This is a genomic window from Paenibacillus sp. ALJ109b, assembly GCF_010747435.1.
Classification (GTDB): domain Bacteria; phylum Bacillota; class Bacilli; order Paenibacillales; family Paenibacillaceae; genus Paenibacillus; species Paenibacillus taichungensis.
The window spans coordinates 1-7,962 of sequence record NZ_JAAIFP010000043.1 but is presented as its reverse complement, the minus strand read 5'-3'; the positions used below and the strand labels follow the sequence as shown (position 1 = coordinate 7,962).

The following is a 7,962-nucleotide window of genomic DNA, read 5'->3' as shown; positions in this document are numbered from 1 at the left end:
TTCATCGTAACGCGCATTTGGATGAGGGGAAATGGAGGAAGCAACATGAGCACATCAAGCAGACGTTCAAAACAGCGGAAAGCATCGTCATCCGAAACCGTTGTTTTGCATGCAGCTCGAAGCCGGAGTGGTGGGAAGATTAGACGCCAAGGCTCAGGTAAACGGGCAGCCAAGAACGCAAAACTGTATAAGCAGGGCTACCACAAAGGCTATGATGAGGGCGTGCGACAGGGGGAAAGCTCATTCGGGCTCGTATTCGAAGGTGTAAGCATTATTATTCCGACGTACAACCAGCGCGAATATACCCTCCAATGTGTGTCCAGTATTGAAAAGCATACACCGGCCCCCTTTGAAATTATTGTTGTGGATAACGCGTCAAAGGATGGCACGGCGGAAGCCATGCTTCGCAAAGGTGGCATGGTAAGGGTCGCTGCGCTGGATAAGAATCGTGGTTTTGCCGGCGGTGTCAATCATGGACTGATGATGGCGAGGGGTCGACATATCGTGGTGCTAAACAACGATACACTGGTCACCCCGGGCTGGCTGGAAAACATGATGACCTGTCTTGACAATCATCCCGAGATGGGAGTTGTGGGTCCGGTTACGAATTACATTGGTGGAGATCAGCAGATTGAAGTCCCGTACAGGGAAGTGGAGGATATGTGGTCGTTTGCTGCTCGACATAATCGTCCGGATGCCACGAAACATGGGGAGACCGAAAGGCTGGTCGGATTTTGCTGGCTATTCTCACGGGAATTGCTGGAGCGGGTAGGTTATCTTGATGAAGGTTACGCCGTGGGCAATTTTGAAGATGACGACTGGATCATCCGGGCAAAGCTGGCGGGATACAGGCTGGGGGTGGCCGGGGATGCCTTCATACATCACTACGGAAGTGTAAGCATGAAGGCGCTGGGAGAGCAGGATTATGAAGTCGTGCATAAGGATAACGAACAGTTTTATACACAAAAATGGGGAGATCCTCATGCGCTGGTTGCCGATACTTCCCGGCTCTCGCTGCATGCCAAGGTGTCGACCAGTCAGCAGGAAAACAAAAACAAGACGCCCCAGGGTAAGTCAGATCCCCCCGATCTGCGACAGCACATTTCCACCAAGGGCAGCAGCGATGTAACACATAAGCTGAGACGCAGCACGGACTTTTACCCGGAGGGCTGTTACATCTCTGATATCAAGGGCGATGTTTATCGACTGATACGTGGGCAGCGACGCAAGCTAAACATCCCCGTTCCACGCGGCATTTCTCCCGTTCTGGTTGCGAAACCGGATCTGCTCGGGGCACCTGAAGGTGAGCCACTGATATCTGCAGGTGAGGTGCAGGGCTGGCCCCAGGAAAGAAGTCATGTTCATGCTCAACCCGTTCAGAGCAACCGCGATGCACTGGAGGAAGGCATGATTGTTGCCGCGACGAATGAGCGGGATATATGGTACCAGATTAGTGGCAGTAAACGCAGGAGGTTTGCAACCCCTTATGCTGCGGAACGGTGGGGAGTGCAATCCGGGCATATCGTTCATGTATCTGCGAACCAATTGCGTACGATCGAAGAAGACTGGCCCATTATTGCTCCTCCCCAGCTCTTGAACAAAGATTTGTAATGGCCGGGTTCGGCTGCCATGTATATCGGCACGACAGCATGATGCGGAATATGATGTACAGCGTATCGTAACGCTACACATCTTTCCGCATCCGAACTTTACATATATCACGAATCATGAGATGTAACGATTGAAAGATTAGCGATTTACTTTTACACTATGACCAATTCAATTTTCTAAAGCATATTTAAGTATACCGAGATAGGGGGAATACACGATGAAAGACACCATGGCAGTACAAGCCCAAACTATTGCTGGTGAGTTTCTTCAGGAACAAGTGAGATCTTCATACCCGATTATCGGAAAAGGTTTTGTGAATCAGGTGTGCTTGGTTGAGACGGAACGTCATAAAGTCGTGGTCCGCATGAACAACAAGGTTAATTATCCCACCTTTATCAAAGAGAAATGGTGTATTGAGCAGGCAGCCGCAGCGGGTATTCCCGGGCCATCTACATTGTCCGTTGGGGTTAAGGATGAGGTGGCATATATGATTCAAACGTTTGTCGAGGGGGATAACGGATTGGATAGTAAAGTAGCCCCGACTGACATCTGGAGGAAGCTCGGTGAATATGCGAGACGTATACATTCCATTCAAGTGGCCGGTTTTGGCGAGGAGCTGATTGATCCCATTCAGGGTACATTCCATTCTCCGCCTCATCCAGGATCAGATGGCAGCTGGAAAGGATATGTGCAGTATAACATCGATAGTTTGACAGAGCGTGATCCGTTGCTTGAGTTGGGCGTAATCAAGAAGAGGGAATCGGCGATTGTACGACAATGGTTCGAGCAGTTGCAAGATGAAAAGTTCCGATTCGGTTTATGTCATGGTGATATTTCATTAAAAAATACGATGGTTCATCCGACAGGTCAGTTGATACTGCTGGATTGGGGGAGTGCCGAAGTTACTGTTGTGCCCTATGGAGATGTCATCCATCTGATGCAGTGTCAGCTCCGTGGTGAAGGCCCTGACATAGAACAATTGAAAGCGTTCTCGGAAGGATACGGAATGAGTGTGGAGGAGCTGGATCTGGCGAGGCATGTATTGCTGTTAAAAGCCTTTGATACCCTCCGATGGGCTATGGATAAACGGCCGGACCAGGTTAACGATTATGCCGGTTCTGCCAAACAGGTCTTTAACATGGTTAGTGATAGGTTCAGGAATTAGAGAGCTCTTGAAGAGCTCTTTTCAAATTTTAAATTTAATCTTTCTATGTTCTTATAGGTTTATTCTATTGGAAGATCCATTGACGCTTGAAGAGGTGAGGAGTACATTTATAGCCATAATTCTTATTTAACAGATAGGAATTAATGGTCTGGGTGGTGATCCATCCCTGATCTGACAATGAAACAATCAGGAGGTATGCCGATGTCTTCTACATCGAAAAAAGTAGTGCTTTGGAGCAAAACAGGCTGTCATTTCTGCGGGGAGGTAAAGGCATTCCTAACGGCCCGCAACCAGCCTTTTGAGAACATCGAAGTGCAAGGCAACGATGTGCTGAGGGACGTGCTTGAAGCCAAATATGGCATTCGACATGTACCAGTCATTGAGGTGGGTGGAGACGGCAAGTATGAAGCATTGCTGGAGCCTGATTTGGAGAAACTGGCGGAACTTCTCGCCCAGCCCGATGAAGCAGCAGTCTGACCGGACGTGGCGGATCTCTTGATAAAGCAGTTTCCGGCTGCTAAAGGCTGTCATATCAGTGTGCAGCAGTCGGAGACTTTTATAAGCTCTAATCCATCCTCTTATTTAGATATCCAATCCTTATATAGAAAAGTTCTATAAGCAACGCTGTTGACCGATGTGCGGGGCAGTGATAAGATTTGTGAAATTAAAGCTGACCAAACTCATAGGAATAGTTAACTTTTGAATTTTCTTCTTTCGTTATCCGTATCAGATCGGACTTTAGAAATTTCTTGATATATCCTAATCCAAGGAAGGCGGAATGTAATATGACGGCTCAGCGCAGTTTGAAATTTGGAGCGATTGTCCACGGTGTCGGAGGCAGCATGACGACTTGGAGACATCCGGAGATTCAATCGGATGCCAGTGTGAATTTTGAATTTTACAAACGCCAGACGTTGAAGGCAGAAGAAGGCAAATTCGATCTCGTTTTTATCGCTGACGGTCTTTATATTACCGAGAAATCCATACCTCACTTCTTGAATCGATTTGAGCCAATCAGCTTGTTGTCCGCCCTGGCCGCCATTACTTCACGGATTGGTCTGGTTGGAACACTCTCCACCTCCTATAGTGATCCATTCACAGTTGCCAGACAGTTCGGTTCCCTTGATCTGATTAGTAACGGCCGCGCTGGCTGGAATGTGGTTACATCCCCGCTTGAAGGTTCAGCCAAAAACTACAGCAAAAGCAACCATCCTACCCACCCGGAACGTTACCGGATTGCAACCGAATATTTACAGGTGACCAAGGGCTTGTGGGATTCGTGGGAAGACGATGCCTTTGTAAGAGACAAAGAAAGCGGCGTTTTCTTCGATCCATCCAAGCTGCACACACTCAATCATGAAGGAGAGTTCTTCTCCGTACAGGGACCACTTAACATTGCACGTTCAAAGCAGGGGCAGCCGGTTATTTTCCAGGCAGGTTCTTCAGAAGATGGCAAGACCCTTGCTGCCAAAGAAGCGGATGCTGTTTTTACAGGGCATGATTCTATTGAGGATGCTCAGGCCTTCTACAAAGATGTCAAAACCCGCGCAACAACCTACGGACGTTCCACACAGGATATCGTCATTTTGCCAGGGATCAATCCAATCATTGGACGGACAGAAGAAGAAGCAGAACAGAAATATCAGGAGATTGCCAGCCTGGTCACTATCGATAAAGCGCTGGACTACCTGGGACGTTTCTTCGAGCATCATGACTTCTCCCAATATCCGCTGGATGAACCATTCCCTGAATTGAATGGCATTGGAAGCAACAGCTTCCGCAGTGGTACGGACAAAATCAAGCGGGATGCCAAAGAGCAAGGATTGACGCTGCGTGAAGTAGCCCTGCGGGCAGCAACACCGAAAAGCAAATTCCTTGGCACACCGGAGCAGGTGGCTGACAAGATCCAGGAATGGTTCGAAGCCGAAGCGGCGGATGGATTCATTATTCATTCCGAACTGCCAAGTGGATTGGCCGATTTCGTGGAACTGGTTGTTCCGATTCTGCAAGAGCGCGGCATCTATCGCACCGAATACGAGCATGACACATTGCGTGGCAATCTCGGTGTGCAAATTCCCGTGAATCGTTACACGGCTGCCCGGGAGCAAGTTGGAACCGAGGCTTAAGAAACTGGAGAGCTGAAATTCGGCAGCAGTCTCAAAGTTGAGGTAGTCGGGTGAACTATTCGGATTGCATATGCGGAAAGTGCCGAATGATGCTATAAAACCAAGTTAACAGATAGGTTATCTTAATAAAGATCTATAAATCATTAAATCATTAATTCAATGAATCAATGACACCTGTATACACAGAGGGGGAAGCTATATGAACAGGTCTATCTCATGGATGAAATATATGGCATTGGCGGCAGTATTGGTGCTGGTATTATCCGGTTGCGGAGCGGCAGGTAACTCGAACAGTGCAGTTCAGGCTTCCGGTGGGGAGCAGGCGGCTGGGCAAGCAGAAGGTGGGAATCTAACCTACGCACTCGCCACATCGCCGGATACGCTGGACCCGCATCGAAGTGGTCTTGCCGTAACCGTACGTGCGATCCGAACGATCTATGACAATCTGGTGGTACAGCTGCCGGATGGTTCCATCAAACCTTGGCTTGCCAAGGAGTGGAGTGTATCGGAGGATGGCAAAAGTTATACGTTCAAACTGCGTGAAGATGTGAAGTTCCATGATGGCACACCATTTAACGCGGATGCCGTGAAGTTCAATCTGGATCGGGTGATCGATCCGGCCACCAAAGCCGCCAATTCCCTTGCCCTGATTAGACCTTATAGCTCCTCGGAAGTTATTGATGAATACACCATCAAGGTGAATCTGGAACAACCTTCGCAAGCCTTTCTCGGCAACTTGAGTCAGGCCCTGCTGGGGATCGTATCTCCTACAGCCGCCAAAAAGTATGGAGATCAACTGGGTAAAAATCCGGTAGGGACCGGTCCGTATACCTTTGTGAAATGGGATGAAAATGCGGATATCGTTGTCGCCAAAAACAAGGATTACAACTGGGCTCCCGCAACCGTTGAAAATGAAGGTGCCCCTCATATTGATACGATTACGTTCAAAATTGTACCGGAAGAAGCAACGCGCATCGGCAGTGTACAGAGTAAGCAGGTGCTTGCCGCCGAGACCGTTCCGCCGCAAAATATTGCAGCCCTGAAGAACGATCCGAACCAGCAGTTGCTGCAGGCCAATACCGTTGGTTTGCCATATACCCTCTTCTTCAATCTGCGCAAAGCGCCTTGGGATGATGTGAAAGTCAGACAGGCGGTGCAATCTGCAGTTGATGTGGAATCCATCGTGAAGACACTGTATCTGGGCAACTACGAACGCGCGTGGTCTGCACTGTCTCCGGGAATCCTCGGTTATAATGCTTCTCTGGAAGGAAGTATCAATCCGGATATCAACAAGGCCAATCAGCTGCTTGATGAGCAAGGTTGGGTCAAGGGAGCAGACGGCATTCGTGAAAAAGATGGTAAGAAGCTGACTCTGCATTATGTGGACGGTTCGCCGAATCGGGAGAAACGTAACGACATTGCAGCGATTATTCAGCAGCAGCTCAAGCAGGTCGGCATAGCAGTTGAAGTTGAAATTACGAAGGACGTTGCTACGGTCATCTATCAGAACTGGGATTATGATCTCTATGGCAACAGCCAGGTCAATTCTGATCCGAATGCGCTCTATGCCTTCTATCATACGAGTGCAGAAGGTGAACGTCCGACATTATCCGGTTTATCCGATCCGAAGATCGATAAACTGCTCGAACAGGGAGCGGTGGAGACTGATCCGGATAAACGCGTGGATATCTATAATCAGATTCAACAATATCTGATCGAGCAGGCTGTAATTCTACCGATCTATGTGTTCCCTTATACGGTGGCTGCATCCAAGTCGGTGCAGGGTATCAAGTTTGATTCACTCGGGTATCCGTTGTTCAATGATGTTCGGATTCAGCCATAAAACGTACCGTCAATTATGCAGACTGGAAGGAGACGACCCGGTATGGTTCAAACGATACTGACAAGACTTGCTACATCGCTTCTGGTTATTTTGGGAGCTTCGGTGTTGGTGTACTGCATCATGTATCTGCTGCCGGGTGATCCGGTCCTGCTTATGCTGGACCCGTCATCGGCAACACCGGAGATGATTCAGAACCTGCGGGTTCAGCTGGGTCTGGATCAGCCGTTTTACATCCAGTTTGCCAACTATTTCGGAGACATGCTGCGTGGGGATTTCGGCAAATCAATGATTAATTCCGACCCGGTGCTGCCCAAAATATTGGAACATTTCCCCGCCACACTGGCGTTGACCGCGCTCAGCTCAATCATTGCGATAACCATTGGCATTACGCTCGGCGTACTGTCTGCCATTCATCGTAATGGCGTGATTGATTTTATCGCCCGGCTTGTTGGATTGTTTGGCATCTCCATGCCGACCTTCTGGACCGGCATTCTGTTGATCCTGTTGTTCTCGGTTCAGCTCGGCTGGTTCCCGGCGATGGGCTCCGACGGATTCAGTTCATTGGTGCTTCCTGCTGCAACACTGGGCCTCGTCGGTGCGGGTTTCATCGTACGTATGGTGCGTAACAGCATGCTGGAAGTGGTGAACGAACCTTTTATCGTGGCATTACGAGCAAAAGGTCTTTCACAGCGGACCATCATGTACGGTCATGCGCTGCGTAATGCACTGATTCCTGCGGTGACGGTCATCGGCATGTTGATTGGTGATTTGCTTGCAGGAACCGTCGTGGTGGAGACGGTCTTCTCCAGACAAGGCATCGGCAGAATCATCGCGGATGCATTGATGGCCAAAGACCTGCCTGTTGTGCAGGGCGTAGTCTTTTTCACAGCAATTATCTATGTCGTGTTGAATTTACTGGTGGATATCTCTTATGCGTACATTGATCCCAGAGTTAGGCGTGCAGTCCGAACGTGAGGACGGATGGAACAGTCTGAAACATCTGAACGCGTAGTGAGAAAGGAGGAGTCTTATGAGCATGAAACCATTGGTGGGTGATGAAAAAGGTTGGACGGCCAGAACAGGGCGTTTACGCCTCTGGAGTCGCCGTCCCCTGCGTCACCGCGTCTCATTCGCGGTATCCCGTTTATTCTTTTATGCAGCTTTGCTGGTCGTGGTGTTTACCGTCACTTGTGCAATCGTGCCGGGATGGATTGCTC

General features: G+C 49.1%; 6 protein-coding genes and 1 pseudogene. All 7 read left to right on the top strand.

The window, feature by feature from the left end; translation table 11 throughout:
* Positions 1-45 precede the first annotated feature (45 nt).
* Positions 46-1,611, top strand: a complete 1,566-nt coding sequence (locus G3352_RS30595; protein WP_163761690.1) for a glycosyltransferase family 2 protein — start codon at positions 46-48, stop codon at positions 1,609-1,611.
* Positions 1,612-1,828: 217 nt separating this feature from the next.
* Complete coding sequence (locus G3352_RS30590) at positions 1,829-2,776, top strand: phosphotransferase family protein (protein WP_163761689.1); 948 nt, start codon at positions 1,829-1,831, stop codon at positions 2,774-2,776.
* A 201-nt stretch (positions 2,777-2,977) separates the two neighbouring features.
* Positions 2,978-3,253, top strand: coding sequence for a glutaredoxin family protein (locus G3352_RS30585; RefSeq protein ID WP_063566643.1), 276 nt, complete (start codon positions 2,978-2,980; stop codon positions 3,251-3,253).
* A 308-nt stretch (positions 3,254-3,561) separates the two neighbouring features.
* Positions 3,562-4,902: an LLM class flavin-dependent oxidoreductase gene (locus tag G3352_RS30580; RefSeq protein ID WP_064635749.1), complete on the top strand. Its 1,341-nt coding sequence runs from the start codon at positions 3,562-3,564 to the stop codon at positions 4,900-4,902.
* Positions 4,903-5,101: 199 nt separating this feature from the next.
* The gene (locus G3352_RS30575) at positions 5,102-6,745 is read left to right on the top strand and encodes an ABC transporter substrate-binding protein (protein ID WP_163761688.1); all 1,644 of its coding nucleotides are present in this window, start codon (positions 5,102-5,104) and stop codon (positions 6,743-6,745) included.
* Positions 6,746-6,787: 42 nt separating this feature from the next.
* Positions 6,788-7,720, top strand: coding sequence for an ABC transporter permease (locus tag G3352_RS30570; RefSeq protein ID WP_062324145.1), 933 nt, complete (start codon positions 6,788-6,790; stop codon positions 7,718-7,720).
* A gap of 55 nt (positions 7,721-7,775) precedes the next feature.
* Positions 7,776-7,962: pseudogene (locus tag G3352_RS30565) on the top strand (D,D-dipeptide ABC transporter permease); the annotation flags it as partial.